This is a genomic window from Streptomyces sp. NPDC008137 (genome assembly GCF_042957035.1).
Lineage (GTDB): Bacteria > Actinomycetota > Actinomycetes > Streptomycetales > Streptomycetaceae > Streptomyces.
Genome location: NZ_JBIBHN010000016.1, coordinates 12861 through 29039 on the forward strand (window position 1 = coordinate 12861; position 16179 = coordinate 29039).

Consider the following 16179-nt stretch of genomic DNA (forward strand, 5'->3'; position numbering starts at 1 on the left):
GAACAGGCGGCCGCGGGCCGGATGTGGCTGGTCGCGCAGTTCCCCGCGCCCCTGAAGGGGCCGACTGTCAGGCTGTCGCCGCGTAGGTGCCGGCGGGCTTCTCCAGGACGATCATGGGGATGCCGTCCGCACCCTGGGACGTGCCCACCGTTTCGTAGCCCACCTTGCGGTAGAGACGGAGGTTGCCCTCGTTGCGGTGGCCGGTGTGGAGGCGGAAGCGCTTGGCGCCGTGCTGGCCGGCGAGGGCCGATTCGGCCGCCCGGAGGAGGCGGGCTCCGATGCCGTGGCCCTGGAGGCGCGGGTGGACGCAGAGCTTGCCGATCGCGGCGGCGCCGTCCTCGCTGACCGAGCCGCGGACCGAGCCGACGACCTCGTCTCCGAGCCGGGCCACGAAGACGCAGTCCCGGGTGACCTCCTCGCGGACCGAGTCGAGGGTTTGGACGAGCGGGTCGATGCGGTAGTTCCCGTACAGCGCCGCCTCCCGCTGGAAGCACAGGTACTGCAGCCTGAAGATCTGCTCCGCGTCCCGCCCGGTCGCCGCAGAGATGGTCACACTCATGCCCATGTGCGCACGCCTCCCGCTCATCTGATCACCTGTCGTCCCCCACTCCTATCCCCGTCCTCAGTGGGCCGCAACCTCCGGCGCGAGCAATCTGCGCAGACATCCCAGGCATCTGGAACGTTCCGGGCCAAGACTCCCCTGTGACATACCCAACTCCCCTGCGATTTCCCGGTATGTCAGGTCCTGCGGGGAGAGCAGCGCCTCCATCAGCCGAGGGCAGCGGCCCGGGAGGCGGCGTACGGCTTCGCGCAGGGCACGGCCGCGGGCCGCGGCGAGGGCGAGCTGTTCGGGGTCACGGTCACCGGCGTCGACGGGTTCACCGGCGTACGGCCGTTCGAGGCGGCGCGTACGGCGGGTGCGGCGGGCCTCCGAGCGGACGGCGCGGCGGAGCCATCCCTGGGGGTCGAGCGGCGGGTCGTCGGCGTCGAGGCGTTCCAGCAGGCGGAGCCAGACCGCCTGCTCCAGGTCACTCGGCTCGGCTCCGGTGGCATATGCCTCCGCGGAGGCCTCGGCGGTGAGCAGCGGGCTCAGGGCGGTGACCAGGTCGGGCGTCATATGCGGAGCGACGCGGCCGCCCGGGCGGCGGGTTGCCCGGGCGGCCGAAGCTCACTCGACCGGGTGGTGTGAACTCAGCCGTTGACGAAGGCCTCGCGGGCCAGCACACCCGTGTCGGGCTGGTCGGTGAAGACACCGTCGATGCCGGTCGCGAAGTACGCCCGGTACGCGCCGAAGACGTCACCGTAGGCGTCCGCGTCCGTGCCCATGCGGAAGTTCGCCGGCAGGAAGGGGTTCTCGTTGCGCATCGTCCAGGGGTGCAGGATCAGGCCCACCTTGTGCGCGTCCGCGACGAGCGTCGTCGGCTTGGTGAGGTTGCCCTTGGCGTCGCGCGGGACGACCAGGTCGAGGGTGGGGCCGATGCCCTGCGCGTACGAGGCGATCTCCCGGAGGCCGGCCGGCTTGACCAGGTCGGCGACGGTGCGAGGGTCGCCGGTCTCGACGAAGTCCCAGGGGCGGGTGTCCGCCGAGGAGAGCAGGACGACCAGGGGGTTGTCGACGAGCTTGTTGAGGCGCTCGATGCTGGTCGGCTCGAAGGACTGGATGATGACCGGGGAGGTCCGCCGGTCCTTGCGGTACTTGCGCAGCACCTTGGCGACCCGCTCCTCCAGCGGCAGGCCCTGCTTGCGGAAGTAGGTGGGGTGCTTGAGCTCGGGGTAGATCCAGACCTGCTTGCCCCGCTTGCGGGTCTGCTCGTCCTGCCACCTCAGGACCTCTTCGAAGGTGGGGATCTCCCAGCGGCCGTTGTAGAGGGTGTTGTGGGGGCGGTTGGCCGGGATGCGCTCGATCGCGCGCAGCGTCTTCAGCTCGGCGAGCGTGAAGTCCTCGGTGAACCAGCCGGTGGTGGCCACGCCGTCGAGCTGCTTGGTCTTCTTGCGGCCGGCGAACTCGGGGTGGTCGGCGACGTCCGTGGTGCCGCCGATCTCCGGCTCGTGCCGGCAGACCAGATGCCCGTCCTTCGTCGGCACCAGGTCGCCCGCCTCGACGATGTCGGCGCCCAGGTCGAGCGCCAGCTGGTACGAGCCCAGGGTGTGCTCCGGGCGGTAGCCGCTGGCCCCGCGGTGGCCGACGATCGTCGGCTTGGGCAGGCTCTTGAATCCGGCGTGTCCGCCGCCGTGCCGGGAGCCGTCCGCGCGCGCCGTGCCGGTCATGCCGAGGACCGCTCCGCCGGCGCTGAGCATCGCCGCGCCGAGCAGGGCCCGCCGTCCGGTCCCGCTCGTTTCTTCGTTCGACTCCTGCGTTCCCATGTGAGCGCCCTCCCTGCCGTCGACTCGTCACTGCGGCCTGATCGTAAGGGCGCGTACATGACGAGTGTGAGACCCCGGGCCGAACACGCGGGTGACTCCGGATGTCGTAGTGGCTGGTGGGGACGGCGAACTGACGATTCGTCGTATGCCGTTCGATTCGGCGTGGCGGTTCTGGGAACGCGTCCGGTGCGATCCGAGGCGATGTCCGTCACATCATGGCGGTGGGGTTACACACCGTCGGCGACACGCCACCGCAGGTAAACACGCGTCAACAGTACGTAAGGCCCCGGTTAAGTCGCCGTGCCCGATGTGCGCGATCCCCGGGGCCGCGAGTATCGTCCTCACCTGCACATACTCATACAGATTCCCTTGACACCGGAGGGTCCGTTGTCCCGCTTCGCACTCATCAAGGCAGTGCTCGGTCCGGTCATGCGCCTGATGTTCCGCCCACAGGTGGAGGGTGCGGAGCACATTCCCGGCGACGGTCCGGTCATCCTGGCCGGCAACCACCTGACGTTCATCGACTCGATGATCCTTCCGCTGGTCTGCGACCGGCAGGTCTTCTTCATCGGCAAGGACGAGTACGTGACCGGGAAGGGCTTCAAGGGCCGGCTGATGGCCTGGTTCTTCACCGGCGTCGGCATGATCCCGGTCGACCGCGACGGCGGCCGGGGCGGGGTCGCCGCGCTGATGACCGGGCGCCGGGTGCTGGAGGAGGGCCAGGTCTTCGGGATCTACCCCGAGGGCACGCGCTCACCCGACGGCCGGCTGTACCGGGGGCGTACCGGTATCGCCCGGCTCACGCTGATGACGGGCGCGCCGGTGGTGCCGTTCGCGATGATCGGCACCGACCGGCTGCAGCCGGGCGGGGCGGGTCTGCCCCGGCCGGGCAAGGTCACCGTGCGGTTCGGTGAGGCGATGGAGTTCTCCCGGTACGAGGGGATGGACCGGGACCGCTATGTGCTGCGGGCCGTCACCGACTCGGTGATGAGCGAGGTCATGCGGCTGTCCGGGCAGGAGTACGTGGACATGTACGCCAGCAAGGCCAAGGAAGCGGCGTAGTTTTCGGGTGCGGGTGAGTGGGGCTGGTCGCGCAGTTCCCCGCGCCCCCAAGAGGGCGTGCCCGGCTACGCGTGGTCCGTCCCGCCGCTCTCCAGCCGCTGCCCCCGTAGCAGGAACCACGCCGCCACCGCCGCGGCCAGCAGGACCGCCGCGCCGACGCCCGCCGCGAGGGCCAGGCCGTCGACGAAGGACGTACGGGCCGCGTCGAGCATCACCGCCGCGCTCTGTGCGGGCATGCTCGCGGCCGCCTCGACCGCGCCGCCGAGTGACTCGTGGGCCGCGGCCGGGGTGCCCGCCGGACCGGTGAAGTCGCGGTATACGCCGGTCACGATGGAGCCGAGCACGGCGATGCCGAGGGCCGCGCCGAGTTCGTACGCCGTCTCGGAGACGGCGGAGGCGGAGCCCGCCTGCTCCTTCGGCACGCTGGAGAGAATCACGTCGGCGGTCACGGTGAAGGAGAACCCGGCGCCGACACCGACCACCAGCAGCGCGGTCCCGAGCAGCGGGTAGCCGGTGGACTGGTCGATCACCGTGAGCGCGGCCAGCGCCAGGCCGATCGCCGCGAGGCCGCCGGCGACGACGGCCCGCACCGAGAAACGGCGGGCCGCGCGCCCCGCGGCCAGACCTGCCACCACCGCGCCGATCGCGGCGGGCAGCTCGGCGAGGCCCGCCTCGAACGGACGCCTGCCCTGGACGAGTTGCAGGTACTGGGAGAGGAAGAACACCAGTCCGGACAGGCCGAGAATGGTCAGCAGGTCCGCCAGTACGGCCCCGCTGAAGCCGCGGTGGCGGAACAGCCTCATGTCCAGCAGCGGTGCGGGGAGCGTGAGCTGACGGCGTACAAACCCGTACAGGGCTGCCGCGCCCAGCAGTCCGGCGGCCAGGGTGGCCCAGGCGAAGCCGTGGGTGGCGGCCTCCTTGATCGCGTACACGACACCGACCATGCCGACCAGCGACAGCACGACACTGACCAGGTCCCAGGGGCCCGCGTTCGCGGTCCGCGACTCGGGCAGCAGCTTGATGCCGACGAGGACCAGGACCGCCATGACCGGCAGGTTGATCAGGAAGACCGAGCCCCACCAGAAGTGCTCCAGCAGGAAGCCGCCGACGATCGGCCCCACGGCCGTACCGGCGGAGGCGGTCGCGCCCCAGATGCCGACGGCGAGGCTGCGTTCGCGCGGGTCGTGGAAGAGGTTGCGGATCAGCGCGAGCGTGGCCGGCATCAGGGTGGCGCCGGCGACGCCCAGCAGGGCCCGGGCGACAATCATCATCTCGGGGGTGGTGGCATAGGCGTTGAACACGGATATCGCGCCGAACGCCGTGGCACCGATCAGCAGGATCCGCTTGCGGCCGATGCGGTCGCCGAGGCTGCCCATGGAGACGAGCAGACCGGCGATGACGAACGAGTAGACGTCGCCTATCCACAGCAGCTGTGTGCCGGAGGGCTTGAGGTCCTCGCTGATGTAGGGGGTCGCGAGACCGAGCACGGTCGCGTCGACGGCCACCAGCAGCACGGCGAGCACGAGGACGCCGAGCGCGAGCCAGCGGCCCGGGCGCTTCACCGCCTCGGTCGCTTCCGCCGTCTGCAAGGTGCTGGTCATGATTCCTCTCTCCGTAGTGCGCCGCCGAGCAGCAGCTCGACGATCATGTGCTGGAAGTCCTTGGGTGCGCCCTTGCCGCTGTGCACCATCCAGGCGCCGGAGGCCATCAGGCCGTAGAGCGCCTCGGTGAGCCAGGCAGGTGTGAGGTCGATGCGGAACTCGCCGCCGAGCTGACCGCGCCGGAACAGGGCGGAGATCCGGTCGTCTATCAGGGTCCAGCCCGCGTTCAGCTCCTCGCCCTCGAACAACTGGTTCTCGGAGTAGAGGAACGCGAGCAGTCCGGCGACGGGCTCGATGGCCTCGACCAGCCTGCGTACGGCATCGCTCGCCGTGCCTTCGTCGAGCCGGGCAGCGTCCAGCGCGGCCTCGCACTCCGCGATGCCCAGCGACTCCAGCGCGCGGACGAGGGCGTCCCTCCCCGCGAAGTGGCGGTGCAGGGTGGCGCGGCTGATCCCGGCGGCCTTGGCGACCTCGTCCATGGTCGCGGTGGACTTGCGGGTCAGCAGCGCCGCGGCGGTGCGCAGCACGTGATCAGGATCGACAGCCATGAGACGAGCATAGCCCATATGAGACATTGATGTCTCACGCTGGGCATGCCCGTCTCATGGCTGTCGGTCTTGTCGTTGTTGTCCTACGGAGAGGTGAAACTCAGTGCCAGGGCAGCTGTCCGCGCCGTTCCCAGTACGTGTGCGGTTCCTCGACCAGCGTGGCGAGGCGGGCCAACTGGTCGTCGTCGAGGTCGACGACCGCTGCGTGCAGGTTCGAGGCGAGCTGGTTGGTGGTGGCGGCGCCCGAGAGGACCACGCCGGCCCAGGGCTGTCGCAGGATCACGGCGAGAGCGACGGCGTCGCAGCCCAGGTCCGCTTCCTCGGCGACCTCCCGCAGCGCGTCCGGCGCGTGCGGCCCGGCGAGCCGGCCGTTGGCCATGCCCTCCTTGACGATCACGGTGAGCCCGGCGTCGTGCGCCTCGGCGAGGGCGGGCGCGGCGGAGGTCTCCAGGGCGTTGTACGTGGACTGGACGGTACGGAAGAGGGGTTCGCCGTCGACCGTCACGGTGAGGGCGGCGCGGATGGCGTCCGCCTGGGCCGGGCCGCTGGTGGAGAAGCCGATGGTGAGGCCCCGGGCGGCGGCCTCCGCGAGCTTCGCGTGCAGTTCCTTGTCGGTGAGGGCCGGGCTGTCGGGGGTCACCGAGTGGATCTGGTAGAGGTCGAGCCGGTCACCGAGCAGGGCGTCGCTCTCCGCGCGCTGCCGTTCGTAGGTGGGCAGGGCGTGGTCCTTGACCTCGTGCCGGTCGGCGTCGGTGGACCAGTCGGCGGTGTAGGTGTAGCCCCACTTGCTGCCGACGACGATGTCGTCGAAGGCGGGCCTCGCCTTGAGCCAGTCGGCGAGGAACTCCTCCGAGCGGCCGTAGGAGCGGGCGGCGTCGAAGTAGCGGACGCCTTGGGCATAGGCGGCGTCGAGGAGTTCGTGGGTGCGGGTGCGCAGCGTTTCGACGCTGCGGTCTGCTCCGAGGTCTTCGTCCCGGCCGAGGTTGATGTAGCCCGGGCGTCCGACGGCGGCGAGGCCGAGGCCGATGTGGCAGGTGGGGGTGGTTGCTGTGGCCAGGCGGGCGAAGGGCATCGCGGGCTCCGTTTGGTCGGCTACGGCTTTCGACCAACGTAACCCCCGCGATGACCTTCGCCGGAGAGCTGGGGGCTTGTTGTGTGTTTGCGAGTGCGGACTGTGTGTGGCTTGCCGCGCCCGCGCGGCGGAGCCGCAGATCGATACAGTCCCGCGCCCCTAAGAGGCCTGCTGCCGTGCTGTTGCCCATTCGTGCTGGGACTCCACGTCCGCCTTGACCTCTGCCAGCTGGACGGCGACCGCGCTCGGCGCCGTGCCGCCCCTGCCGTTGCGGGAGGCCAGGGCGCCGGGGACGTTGAGGACCGTGCGGACCTCGGGGGTGAGGTGGGCGGAGATCTTGGCGAACTGGTCGTCCGTCAGCTCGTCCAGTTCCTTGCCCTCCGCCTCGGCGACCTTCACGCACTCGCCGGCGACCTCGTGGGCGACGCGGAACGGGACGCCCTGCTTGACCAGCCACTCGGCGATGTCCGTGGCGAGGGAGAAGCCGGCCGGGGCCAGTTCCGCCATGCGCTCGCGGTGGACGGTGAGGGTGGCCATCATGCCGGTGAAGGCCGGCAGCAGGATCTCCAGCTGGTCGATGGAGTCGAAGACCGGCTCCTTGTCCTCCTGGAGGTCGCGGTTGTACGCGAGGGGGAGGGCCTTGAGCGTGGCCATCAGGCCCGTCAGGTTGCCGATCAGGCGGCCGGACTTGCCACGGGCCAGCTCCGCGATGTCCGGGTTCTTCTTCTGCGGCATGATCGACGAGCCCGTGGAGAACGCGTCGTGCAGCGTCACGAAGGAGAACTCCTTCGTGTTCCAGATGATGACCTCCTCGGCGATCCGGGAGAGGTTGACCCCGATCATCGCCGTGATGAAGGCGAACTCGGCGACGAAGTCACGGGAGGCCGTGCCGTCGATGGAGTTGCCCGCGGAGCCGTGCTCGAACCCGAGGTCCTTCGCCACCGCCTCCGGGTCCAGGCCGAGGGAGGAGCCCGCCAGGGCGCCCGAGCCGTAGGGCGAGACCGCCGTGCGGGCGTCCCACTGGCGCAGCCGCTCGGCGTCCCGGGAGAGGGACTGGACGTGGGCCAGGACGTGGTGCGCGAACAGGACCGGCTGGGCGTGCTGGAGGTGTGTACGGCCGGGCATCGCCACGTCGGGGTGCGCCTCGGCGAGGCCGATCAGGGCGTCCTGGAGCTCGGCGATCAGGCCGCCGACGACCCGGGCGTGGTCGCGCAGGTACATCCGGAAGAGGGTGGCGACCTGGTCGTTGCGGGAGCGGCCCGCGCGCAGCTTGCCGCCGAGGTCGGGGCCGAGCCGCTCCAGCAGGCCGCGCTCCAGCGCCGTGTGCACGTCCTCGTCGGCGATGGTGCCGACGAAGGAGCCGTCGGCGACGTCCGCCTCGAGGCGGTCGAGGCCTTCGAGCATCCTCGTCAGCTCGTCGTCCGTGAGCAGTCCGGCCTTGTGCAGCACGCGCGCGTGGGCACGCGAACCGGCGATGTCGTACGGCGCGAGCCGCCAGTCGAAGTGGACGGACGCGGACAGCTTCGCCAGGGCCTCGGCGGGACCGTCGGCGAAACGGCCGCCCCAGAGCCGGACGTCACCGCTGTTGCTGCTCACTTGCGTTGCTCCTAGAGGGGTGTGGATGTGAGGCGGACCTTTGACGCGGCCCATCGGACGCAGACCTTTATACGCCCGGACCAGGTCCCGTGAACGCCTACGCCAGGTCGCGCTTCGCCGCGATCTTCGACGACAGGCTGTAGATGTCGATGAAGCCCTTGGCCGCGGACTGGTCGAAGGTGTCGCCCGTGTCGTAGGTCGCGAGGTCGAAGTCGTACAGCGACTGCTGCGAGCGCCGGCCGGTGACGACCGCGCGGCCGCCGTGCAGGGTCATCCGGACGTCCCCGGTGACGTGCTGGTTCGCCTCGGCGACGAAGCCGTCCAGGGCGCGCTTGAGCGGGGAGAACCACTGGCCGTCGTAGACCAGCTCGCTCCAGCGCTGCTCGACGCCGCGCTTGTAGCGGGCGAGTTCGCGCTCGACGGTGACGCTCTCCAGCTCCTGGTGGGCGGTGATCAGGGCGATCGCGCCCGGAGCCTCGTAGACCTCGCGCGACTTGATGCCGACGAGCCGGTCCTCGACCATGTCGATCCGGCCGATGCCCTGGGCTCCGGCGCGCTCGTTGAGCTGCTGAATCGCCTGGAGGACGGTGACGGGCCTGCCGTCGATCGCGACCGGGACGCCCTCCTTGAAGGAGACGACCACCTCGTCCGGCTCCCGGGTGAGAGCCGGGTTCTCGGTGTACTCGTAGATGTCCTCGATCGGCGCGTTCCAGATGTCCTCGAGGAAGCCGGTCTCGATGGCGCGGCCGAAGACGTTCTGGTCGATGGAGTACGGCGACTTCTTGGAGGTCGCGATCGGCAGACCCTTGGCCTCGCAGAAGGCGATGGCCTTGTCGCGGGTCATGGCGTAGTCGCGGACCGGGGCGATGCACTTCAGGTCCGGGGCGAGGGCGACGATGCCGGCCTCGAAGCGCACCTGGTCGTTGCCCTTGCCGGTGCAGCCGTGGGCGACGGTGGTGGCGCCGTGCTTCCGGGCGGCGGCGACCAGGTGCTTGACGATCGTCGGGCGGGAGAGCGCGGAGACCAGCGGGTAGCGGTCCATGTAGAGGGCGTTGGCCTTGATCGCCGGGAGGCAGTACTCCTCGGCGAACTCGTCCCTGGCGTCCGCCACCTCGGCCTCGACGGCACCGCAGGCGAGCGCGCGCTTGCGGATGACGTCCAGGTCCTCGCCGCCCTGGCCGACGTCGACCGCGACCGCGATGACCTCGGCGCCCGTCTCCTCGGCGATCCAGCCGATGGCGACGGAGGTGTCAAGACCGCCTGAGTAGGCGAGTACGACGCGCTCGGTCACGGGTTCTTCCCCTCATACTGCGAATACCGACCTGCATGAGTATGCAGACCACTGCATGATTCGTCAATCCGGCGCATGTCCAGGCCCGAGGCCGGCAGCGACTTCTGGCCGGGCGGAAAAGAATTTGAAGATCCTTTGAACGCGGGAAACCGCTTACTCGTACCTCTCGCCGAACGCAGGCGCCGCGTTTCAGCACACCGAGGACACCCCCCGTCCCCCGACCCCTAGTGAGGCATCCGCATGTCCAGGGCTCTTCCGAAGTACAACAAGCGTCGCGTCGCGTTCATCGGCGGCGCCGCCGCGGTGGCACTGTCCGGCACGGTGATCGCCGGCTTCGCCCTCGCCGGGGAGGAGACGCCCGCGAGCGGCGGGACGAACGCCCGGACGCTGGCGGGCCCCGGCACCATCTCGTGCCCGGACGTCACCGGGCAGCTGCCCGCGGTGCCCGCTTCGGCGCAGGCGGAGGTGGACAGCAACCTCGCCCAGCTGAACACCCAGATCCAGGAGGCCAACAAGCGGCTCGTGGACACGGTCGGCCAGGGCGGACCCAACTTCGTCCAGAACGCCATCCTCGGCCCGCTGGAGGACAAGCGCGTCGCCGCCCTCAACCGCATCGAGACCGCCATCGGCCGCGCCGCCGAGAAGCCCGAAGGCCTCGAGGCCTTCGCCGCCTGCCAGCTCAACGCCGACGGCGGCGCCGGGGCGGGCGAGGCGGCTGGAGGCGAGGCGGGCGCCGGTGAGGAGGCGGGTGCCGAGGCCGGTGCCGGTGCGGAAGCGGGTGCGGGCGCCGAGGCCGGTGCGGGTGCCGGCGAGGACGCGGGCGCGGGTGCGGGCGAGGCGGGGAACGCCGGCGCCATCAGCTGCCCGGACGTCACGGGCGAGCTGCCCGCGATCCCCGCCTCGGCCCAGGCCGAGGTCGACCGCAACCTGGCGCAGCTGGACACCCAGATCGCGGAGGCGAACAAGCGGCTCGTGGACACGGTCGGCCAGGGCGGACCCAACTTCGTCCAGAACGCCATCCTCGGCCCGCTGGAGGACAAGCGCGTCGCCGCCCTCAACCGCATCGAGACCGCCATCGGCCGCGCCGCCGAGAAGCCCGAAGGCCTCGAGGCCTTCGCCGCCTGCCAGCTCAACCAGTGAGGTGACAGGCACCGTGGCCGCCCCGAGTGAGCGCCGGCCGGGGCGGCCACGGGCAGGCGTCCGACTCGGGATCCGGCAGAGGTGACCGGATCCCGCGACCTCCCGGACGATCGCCCCTAATTCCTTAGACAGTCGAAAGACCTGCGCCCATAATCGTTTGACATGGGAAAGACTCATGAGTGCATAGAAGGCCGGCTCCGCTCGTTCATCGAGGCGCAGCCGGTCTTCTTCACCGCCACCGCTCCCCTGTCCGCCGACGGCACGGTCAACCTCTCCCCCAAGGGCCTCAAGGGCTCCTTCGCGGTGCTCGACGAGCACACCGTCGCCTACCTCGACTTCGCGGGCTCCAACGCCGAGACCATCGCCCATCTGCGGGAGAACGGGCGGATCACCCTGATGTGGTGCGCCTTCCAGGGCCCGCCGAACATCGTGCGCGTGCACGGGCGGGGTGAGCCGGTCTTCCGCGACGACCCGCGCTTCCCGGAACTCCTCGCCCGCTTCCCGGACATCGACCCGGCCCGGCACGGCCTGCGCGCGATCATCGTCGTGACGGCCGAACTCGTCCGTGACACCTGCGGCTACGCGGTGCCCTTCATGGAGTACGAGGCGGAGCGGGATCTGCACGCCAAGCGTTTCGCGCGTGAGGACGACGCCTCGCTCGACGCCTACTTCACCAAGAAGGAGCACATCGCGACCAGCCTGGACGGACTACCCGGGCTGCCGTTGCCGCTGCCCCCCTCTACGGTCTGAGACATGCGCCCAGGTGCCGTCGCCCTCACCGTCTCCTCCCTCCTCGTGCTCGGCGCCGGGCAGCCCGGCGTGGCGGCGCCCCTGCCGGACCGGATGGCGGACACCGGCGGCGGCACCCAGCTCATCACCGCGGTGGCCCCGGAGCGGGCCTCCACCACGGGCACGGTCACCTGGTGGGACCGCAGGGACGGGCGGTGGATGAAGGCCGGCTCCGCGCCCGCGCGCTTCGGAGCGAAGGGGCTCGTCGAGGGCCTCGCCCGCAGGCAGGGCACGGACACCACACCCACGGGCCTCTACGGAATGCCGTACGCCTTCGGCATCGAGGCGGCACCGCGGGGGACGGCGTACACCTACCGCCGGGTGCACCGGGACTCCTGGTGGTGCCAGGACAACGACTCCCGCTCCTACAACCGCTGGACCGAGCCCCGCGCGGCTGACTGCCGGGCCGCCGAGTCCGAGCGGCTGATCACCTACCGGGCGCAGTACGCGCACGCGCTCGTCATCGACTTCAACTACGAGCGTCCCGTCCGGGGGCGTGGCGCGGGCATCTTCCTGCATGTCAACGGGCGGGGAGCGACGGCCGGCTGCGTCTCCGTGCCGAAAGGCGCGATGCGGCGGATCCTGACCTGGGCCGACCCGGCGAAGCGTCCCCACATCGCGGTCGGGACGAAGAGCGGGACCACCGCCGTCACACGCTACTGAGCCGGGAACGCCGCGCGGGGACGCAGGCGGGTTACCCCCGGTCACTCCCGTCCGCACATGACTCGGTGCACGGCTGAACACTCCCGCGCCCCGGCACGTATCTGTGGGCCAAGGGTCAAGTCCCCACGGAGGAACCGTGACCACCACGCTCGCAGGCGGCCGTGCCGCCCGTCGCCAGACGATGCGCCGCATCCGCCCGCGCCGCTCCCCGGCCGTCCCGCTGCTGATCGCCCTGTGGGCGGGAGCGGCGGCCGTGCTGTGGCTGTGGTGGGACAACACACCGTCCCTCGCGGACAACGCGAGCAAGATCCTGGCCGCGGGCCGGATCACCGGCCTGCTCGCCGGTTACCTCATGGCGCTGGTGGTGCTCCAGATGGCCCGGGTGCCCGCGCTGGAGCGACGGGTGGGCACCGACCGGGTCGCGCGCTGGCACGCCATGACCGGCCGCTACACGCTCTGCCTGGTCCTCGCCCATGTCTTCCTCACCATGTGGGGCTACGCCCTGCAGGCGGGCAAGGGGCTCGGCGACATCGTCCAGCAGACGACCGACTCCATCGACCAGCTGCCGGACATGGGCAAGGCCGCCATCGGCACGGGCCTGCTGTTCGTCATCGGAATCCTCTCGATCGGCGGGGTCCGCCGCATGATCGGGTACGACACCTGGTACCACGTGCACCTGCTCACCTACGCGTCGGTGTACATGACGTTCTGGCACCAGATCACGACCGGCAACGAGTTCGCCGTCGAGCCGGCCGCGAAGACCTTCTGGTACGGGCTCTACGGCGTGGTGACCGCGCTGGTGCTCTGGTACCGGATCATCACCCCGATCCGTCTGAACCTGCGGCACCGCATGCGGGTCGAGGCGGTCATCGAGGAGACCCCGGGCATCGTGTCCGTGCTGATCGGCGGACGCAAGCTGCACCGGATGGGCGCGGAGGCCGGGCACTTCTTCCGCTGGCGGTTCAAGGCGCCCGGCATGCGCTTCAGTTCGCACCCGTACTCCCTGTCGGCGGCGCCCCGCCCGGACATGCTGCGCATCACCGTCAAGGCGATCGGGGACCACACGTCCCGGCTGCGCGAGCTCCAGCCCGGCACCAAGGTGTGGGCCGAGGGCCCGTACGGCGCGATGACCGCGCAGCGCCGCAGCCGCGGAAAGGTGCTGCTGGTCGCGGGCGGTGTCGGTATCACCCCGATGCGGGCGCTGTTCGAGACGCTGCCGGGCGCGTCCGGCGACATCACCCTTCTCTACCGGGCCAACACCACCCAGGACCTGGCGCTGTGGGGCGAGCTGGCCAAGATCGCCGACGAGCGCGGCGCGCGGCTGATGTACGCGGTCAACAGCCCCGACGGCGAACGCCCCGACATCTCCGCGGAGTCCCTCCAGCGGAAGATCCCCGACGTCGACAACCACGACGTCTTCATGTGCGGGCCGCCCGGCTTCGCGCAGTCGGTCTACGAGGCACTGCGCGGCGCGGGAGTCCCCGCCCGCCGTATCCATCACGAGTCGTTCGAGATGTGAGCGACGGGACATCAACGGCCCTTCAGGAGCTTGAGAAACGATGAGGAAGAGTCACCCCGTCCGGCGTGCCGTGCTCGCCGGCGCAGCCACCGTCTCCGGGATCGTGCTGCTGCTGTCCATGAAGCCGGCCTCCGACCCGGGTTCCGCCCAGGCCGCCGGGCAGGCTCCTCCGGCGGCGGCCGGACAGGCGCCGCAGGGCGGCGTGAACGGCGCCGTCACCGGTGACGCGCAGCAGACCGAGTACGGCCCGGTCCAGGTCCGTCTGACCATGAGCGGCGGAAAGATCACTCAGGCCGAGGCGGTCCAGGCCCCCAAGGGCGGACGCAGCGACCAGATCACCGCCAGCTCGGTGCCCCGCCTCAACCAGGCGGCGGTCGCCGCGCAGAGCGCGGAGATCGACGCCGTCTCGGGCGCCACCTACACCAGCGCCGGCTACAAGAAGTCCCTCCAGTCGGCCCTGGACAAGGCCAAGGCCGCGGGCGGCGCCGCACAGGGCTCGGGCAACGCCCAGACCCTCACCGGCGATGCCGTGCAGACGGAGTACGGCCCGGTCCAGGTCCGGGTCACCGTCGCGGGCGGGAAGATCACCAAGGCCGAGGCGGTCCAGGCCCCCAAGGGCGGACGCAGCGACCAGATCACCTCCTCCTCCGTCCCCCGCCTCAACCAGGCGGCGGTCGCGGCCGGGAACGCGCAGATCGACGCCGTCTCCGGTGCCACCTACACCAGCGCCGGCTACAAGAAGTCGCTCCAGTCCGCGCTGGACAAGGCTCCGGCAGGGGGAGGCGGCGGGGCCGCGCAGGACTCCGGGCAGGGTGCCGGCGCGGGTGCCGGGGCGGGCGGCGCCCAGGCCAAGACGGTCACGGGCACGGCCGCGCAGACCCAGTACGGTCCCGTCCAGGTCCGTATCACCGTCGCGGGCGGGAAGATCACCAAGGCCGAGGCGGTCCAGGCCCCCAAGGGCGGACGCAGCGACCAGATCACCTCCTCCTCCGTCCCCCGCCTCAACCAGGCCGCCGTGGCCGCCGGGAACGCGCAGATCGACGCCGTCTCCGGTGCCACCTACACCAGCGCCGGCTACAAGCAGTCCCTCCAGTCGGCGCTGGACCAGGCCGGTGGCTGACACGGTGGCCGACCCCGCACAGGCTCCCGCCGCGGCACGTCATGTGGAAGAGACGATGGGGACCGTCTTCTCCCTCGACGTCCGCGGCGGGGAACCGGCCGCCGTACGCGCGGCCCTGGACGAGGCCGTCGCCGGACTGCACCGCGTCGACGAGGTGTTCAGCACCTACCGCGAGGACAGCCAGATCGCCCGGCTGCAACGCGGTGAACTGACCGTCGCGGAGTGCGATCCCGAGGTCGCCGAGGTCCTGGAGCTGGCCGCCGAGGCGGAGCGGCTCAGCGACGGCTGGTTCAGCACGTCGTACCAGGGCCGCCTCGACCCGACCGGCATCGTCAAGGGCTGGGCGGTCGAGCGGGCCGCCCGGCGGTTGTCGGCGGTGCCGGGCGTGTGCGGGGTGAGCGTCAACGGCGGCGGCGATGTGCAGCTGCTCGGGGCGCCGGGGACCCAGCGGCCGTGGCGGGTGGGGGTGTCGGACCCGTTGCGGCCGGGGGGTCTCGCGGCCGTCATCTCGGCGGCCGGGGTGGAGGAGTTGTCCGTGGCGACTTCCGGAACGGCGGAGCGGGGCGCTCATATTCTCGACCCGCGTACGGGGCATTCGGCCGTGACCGACCTGGTCGCCGTGACCGTGGTCGGACCCCGGCTGACCTGGTCGGACTGCTGGGCCACGGCGGCGTTCGCGATGGGGTCGCGGGAGGGGCTGGCCTGGCTGGAGTCCCTGCCGGATGTCGAGGCGCTGCTGATCACGGCTGGTGACGAGGTGCGCTGTACCGGGGGGTTGGCGGCGCGGCTGGGGTGAGACTGACCCTCTTGAGGGCGCGGGGAACTGCGCGATCAGCCACAGCTCACCCGCACCCGAACGACAACCCTCAGTGCCCGTTCTGCGCCAGCCGCAGCAAATGCTCCGCCAGCGCCTGACCCCCGTCCGGCTCCCGACTGATCAGCATCAGCGTGTCGTCACCGGCGATCGTCCCCAGGATGTCGTGCAGTTCCGCCTGGTCGATCGCCGACGCCAGGAACTGCGCGGCCCCCGGAGGGGTCCGCAGCACCACGAGATTCGCCGAGGCCTCCGCGGAGATGAGCAGTTCCTGCGACAGCCGCCGCATCCGCTCCTCCTTCGCCGACCCGCCCAACGGCGCCCGGGGCGTGCGGAAACCGCCCTCGCTGGGCACCGCGTAGATCAGGTCACCGTCGGTGTTGCGGATCTTCACCGCGTTCAGCTCGTCCAGGTCCCGGCTGAGCGTCGCCTGCGTGACGCTCAGCCCGTCGTCGGCGAGCAGCTTCGCCAGCTGGCTCTGTGACCGCACCGGCTGCCGGTTGAGGATGTCCACGATCCGGCGGTGGCGGGCGGTGCGGGTCTGCGGCACGGCGGGCCCGTTCGCCCCCTGCTCGTGCTCCTGCGCCTGGCTCATCGTCG

16 protein-coding genes are annotated in these 16179 nt (G+C 71.0%); 7 read left to right on the forward strand and 9 right to left on the reverse strand.

The features are described from left to right. Positions 1-67: 67 nt before the first annotated feature. The 3 genes from ACFZBT_RS23935 to ACFZBT_RS23945 form a co-directional block, all read right to left on the reverse strand. The gene (locus ACFZBT_RS23935) at positions 68-565 is read right to left on the reverse strand and encodes a GNAT family N-acetyltransferase (RefSeq protein ID WP_391107044.1); all 498 of its coding nucleotides are present in this window, start codon (positions 563-565) and stop codon (positions 68-70) included. Between the two features lie 57 nt (positions 566-622). After that, positions 623-1117, reverse strand: a complete 495-nt coding sequence (locus ACFZBT_RS23940; RefSeq protein WP_391106684.1) for a sigma-70 family RNA polymerase sigma factor — start codon at positions 1115-1117, stop codon at positions 623-625. Between the two features lie 74 nt (positions 1118-1191). After that, on the reverse strand, positions 1192-2364 hold the full coding sequence (locus ACFZBT_RS23945; protein ID WP_391106687.1) for a glycerophosphodiester phosphodiesterase family protein: 1173 nt from the start codon (positions 2362-2364) through the stop codon (positions 1192-1194). 387 nt (positions 2365-2751) lie between these two features. Between ACFZBT_RS23945 and ACFZBT_RS23950 the strand changes: the two genes are divergently transcribed. Beyond that, complete coding sequence (locus ACFZBT_RS23950) at positions 2752-3426, forward strand: 1-acyl-sn-glycerol-3-phosphate acyltransferase (protein WP_189726505.1); 675 nt, start codon at positions 2752-2754, stop codon at positions 3424-3426. A 65-nt stretch (positions 3427-3491) separates the two neighbouring features. Here the strand turns inward: ACFZBT_RS23950 and ACFZBT_RS23955 are convergent, their stop codons facing one another. The 5 genes from ACFZBT_RS23955 to ACFZBT_RS23975 all read right to left on the reverse strand — a co-directional run bounded on the left by ACFZBT_RS23955 (position 3492) and on the right by ACFZBT_RS23975 (position 9534). Beyond that, a complete protein-coding gene (locus ACFZBT_RS23955; RefSeq protein ID WP_391106690.1) occupies positions 3492-5027 on the reverse strand; it encodes an MFS transporter in 1536 nt (511 codons plus the stop codon). Continuing rightward, the gene (locus ACFZBT_RS23960) at positions 5024-5575 is read right to left on the reverse strand and encodes a TetR family transcriptional regulator (protein ID WP_391106693.1); all 552 of its coding nucleotides are present in this window, start codon (positions 5573-5575) and stop codon (positions 5024-5026) included. The genes ACFZBT_RS23955 and ACFZBT_RS23960 overlap by 4 nt, the downstream gene beginning before the upstream one ends. Before the next feature lie 100 nt (positions 5576-5675). Continuing rightward, positions 5676-6647 (reverse strand): aldo/keto reductase, encoded by a 972-nt coding sequence (locus tag ACFZBT_RS23965; RefSeq protein WP_391106696.1) that lies wholly within the window; start codon positions 6645-6647, stop codon positions 5676-5678. Positions 6648-6806: 159 nt separating this feature from the next. Then, the gene (gene argH, locus ACFZBT_RS23970) at positions 6807-8243 is read right to left on the reverse strand and encodes an argininosuccinate lyase (protein WP_391106699.1); all 1437 of its coding nucleotides are present in this window, start codon (positions 8241-8243) and stop codon (positions 6807-6809) included. Positions 8244-8340: 97 nt separating this feature from the next. After that, entirely contained in the window at positions 8341-9534 is a 1194-nt protein-coding gene (locus ACFZBT_RS23975) for an argininosuccinate synthase (RefSeq protein WP_391106702.1), read from the reverse strand. Between the two features lie 240 nt (positions 9535-9774). Here ACFZBT_RS23975 and ACFZBT_RS23980 point away from each other — a divergent pair, with 240 nt between their 5' ends. From ACFZBT_RS23980 to ACFZBT_RS24005, 6 genes are all read left to right on the forward strand, one after another. Next, positions 9775-10674, forward strand: a complete 900-nt coding sequence (locus ACFZBT_RS23980) for a hypothetical protein (protein ID WP_391106705.1) — start codon at positions 9775-9777, stop codon at positions 10672-10674. A 162-nt stretch (positions 10675-10836) separates the two neighbouring features. After that, positions 10837-11424, forward strand: a complete 588-nt coding sequence (locus ACFZBT_RS23985; protein ID WP_391106708.1) for a pyridoxamine 5'-phosphate oxidase family protein — start codon at positions 10837-10839, stop codon at positions 11422-11424. 3 nt (positions 11425-11427) lie between these two features. After that, positions 11428-12126, forward strand: coding sequence for a L,D-transpeptidase family protein (locus ACFZBT_RS23990; RefSeq protein ID WP_391106710.1), 699 nt, complete (start codon positions 11428-11430; stop codon positions 12124-12126). Between the two features lie 136 nt (positions 12127-12262). Continuing rightward, complete coding sequence (locus ACFZBT_RS23995; protein WP_391106713.1) at positions 12263-13645, forward strand: ferric reductase-like transmembrane domain-containing protein; 1383 nt, start codon at positions 12263-12265, stop codon at positions 13643-13645. A 40-nt stretch (positions 13646-13685) separates the two neighbouring features. Beyond that, positions 13686-14765 carry an FMN-binding protein gene (locus ACFZBT_RS24000; RefSeq protein WP_391106716.1) on the forward strand — a complete coding sequence of 360 codons (1080 nt, stop codon included), beginning with the start codon at positions 13686-13688 and terminating at the stop codon, positions 14763-14765. After that, positions 14758-15561: an FAD:protein FMN transferase gene (locus ACFZBT_RS24005; RefSeq protein WP_391106719.1), complete on the forward strand. Its 804-nt coding sequence runs from the start codon at positions 14758-14760 to the stop codon at positions 15559-15561. Before ACFZBT_RS24000 ends, ACFZBT_RS24005 begins: the two co-directional genes overlap by 8 nt. A 70-nt stretch (positions 15562-15631) precedes the next feature. Here ACFZBT_RS24005 and ACFZBT_RS24010 read toward each other — a convergent pair whose 3' ends face one another. Further along, positions 15632-16174, reverse strand: a complete 543-nt coding sequence (locus ACFZBT_RS24010; RefSeq protein WP_391106721.1) for an arginine repressor — start codon at positions 16172-16174, stop codon at positions 15632-15634. Between the last annotated feature and the right edge of the window lie 5 nt (positions 16175-16179).